This window comes from Algoriphagus ratkowskyi (assembly GCF_002150505.1).
GTDB classification, from domain to species: Bacteria; Bacteroidota; Bacteroidia; order Cytophagales; family Cyclobacteriaceae; genus Algoriphagus; species Algoriphagus ratkowskyi.
In genome coordinates, this window is record NZ_MSSV01000050.1 from 1 (window position 1) to 2252 (window position 2252).

2 protein-coding genes are annotated in these 2252 nt (G+C 46.0%); both read right to left on the reverse strand.

The window, feature by feature from the left end; all coding sequences use genetic code 11:
* Positions 1-128: 128 nt before the first annotated feature.
* On the reverse strand, positions 129-1250 hold the full coding sequence (locus BVH02_RS21115; RefSeq protein ID WP_425320765.1) for an IS91 family transposase: 1122 nt from the start codon (positions 1248-1250) through the stop codon (positions 129-131).
* Complete coding sequence (locus BVH02_RS21120; RefSeq protein ID WP_223271945.1) at positions 1247-2029, reverse strand: tyrosine-type recombinase/integrase; 783 nt, start codon at positions 2027-2029, stop codon at positions 1247-1249. Before BVH02_RS21120 ends, BVH02_RS21115 begins: the two co-directional genes overlap by 4 nt.
* Positions 2030-2252 lie beyond the last annotated feature (223 nt).

Consider the following 2252-nt stretch of genomic DNA (forward strand, 5'->3'; position numbering starts at 1 on the left):
GTAAATTCTACTATCAGATTCAATATCGAATCAAAAAGATTAGGTCATTTTCAGCCCTTCCAGACACGTTTTGGATCGGCTTTTTTGTGGTTTGGGCATAGCTTCGCCAGCCCGATCAAAATCAGAAATTAGAATTGGGTTGGAACAGAAGAAAAGACTGCCTTTGGTGGCCCGCGTTTGGGGATTCGCTGGATGCTGACCATGGTTTCTTTGTCGCAGCAAGCACAATATCTTGGATTATAGACTTCGAGTATTCTAGCTTCTTTCTCTGGAATTGAGATTCCCAGTTCCTGATGGATCAGTGGAATGCTCACTTTTTTGGCTGAGCTTCCAAGGAGGCCGAAGTGCCGAATCCGTACCAATCCTCTTGGTAAGATGTGCATAGTAAATCTGCGGATAAACTCCAGATTATCTATACTCATCTCCAGCTTCTGAGCTCCCTGTCGATAGTCTTTGTAACTGAATGTAGTTTGCTTTTGGTCAATCTCCAGAATCCTATGGTTGGAGATAGCCACCTTGTGGGTGTATCTACCCAGGTATTCCAATACCGCTTTTGGGTGTCCAAAAGGCCGCTTGGCGAATACCACCCATTCTTTTTGGAACAGTGCACTAATCAGTTCCTTATCGGGGTTGATCCTTGACTTGAGTGCTTTCACATACTTCGCCCGGAATACTTTGCTCATAGCCTTCACCGGGAAGAGGAACTTACCCTTGCTTTTCGCTGTCCTCCATTTACCCTTTTTAGTCAGTCCTCCTCCCGGCACGATACAGTGTAGATGTGGATGAAGCGACATAGTCTGACCCCAGGTATGCAGAATAGCAATCATTCCTGCTTTGGCTCCCAAATGCTTCGGGTCTTTGGCAAAGCAGCGAACTGTCTGCCAAGATGCTTCAAACAGACTGTCATAGACTGCTTTGGGTTGATAAATCGCCAGCTGATTTAAGGTTTCCGGCAAGGTAAACACCACATGGAAGTAGGGAACGGGAAGCAGCTCGGCTTCCCGCTTGGCGATCCAGTCCTCCCTGTTTTTACCCTGACACTTCGGGCAATGCCTATTCCGACAACTGTTGTAGCTAATACGTATTGTTCCGCATTCGGTGCATGCATCTACATGTCCGCCGAGGTCTGCAGTACGGCAGCGTTTTAATGCAGACAAAGTCCGAAGCTGCCACCTGTTGATCTGTGGATGGTTTTCCACCTCTGTCCAATGCTGCCTGAGAACATGGGCCACTTCAAAGTGGGCATTCACTTTCTGGACAGGTAGAGTCTGTCTAGCGGACTGAAGGCACGGAATTTTTCAGTCTGGGCCACATGTAAGTAGATCATTGTGGTGTCGATGGATTCATGCCCCAATAGATCTTTGATTGTCAGGATATCCAATCCCTCTTCCAGTAAATGAGTAGCAAAGGTGTGACGGAGCGTATGCACGCTCATGGGCTTGCTGATGCCTGCCTTTTTCTTAGCTTCATTGACTGCCCACTGTACTCCACGCTGGGAATATCTGGAATCAAAATCTCCGCCTACACGACCTACAATCTCCTGATCTTTGCTGTTGAACACCCACTCATTCGGCTGTTCTGCCTTTAGATAGTCTTTTAGTCCACGGATCAGGATGTCAGCCAGTGGAACATAGCGATCCTTTTTGCCTTTACCATCCTTCACATGAAGCATTTTTCTATCAAAGTCCAGGTCGGCAATCCTCAGGTTTCTAACCTCAAAGCAGCGAAGTCCACAACCATAAAGAAGGCCGATTAATATTCGATGCTTAAGTAGTTTGGGAGCTCTAAGCAAGCGACGGACTTCTTCTTGGCTCAACACAACTGGAAGCTTTTTGCTTCGCTTGATCGTTGGAAGCTCGATCCGTTTGTCCTTCATCCCTTCGATTCGATAAGCAAACCGAAGGGCGTAAACAGTAAACTTGAAGTAAGAATCCGAAGGGGTGTTATGACTACGCTTAACCAGATGTAGATAATCGTTGATCCGGTCGGGATCTACTTCAGTGGGTAATTCATTGAAGTGGATGGCCAATTTTGCCAGATGTCTAGCATAGTTTGAAAGCGTGCTTTGACTTTTGCCGGCGACTACAACTTTTTGTTCAAACTTGGCAAGCAGTTCAGCAAAACCTGTTACATTAGAACAAGCAGTCTGGATGAGGTTTTCTTTTTTTTCATGATTGATATGAGGTTAAGAATGAATTAAAAAGTTACCTCTTTCCGGCTGTTAATCGAAGAAACTACCGCAGGTTTAGTGC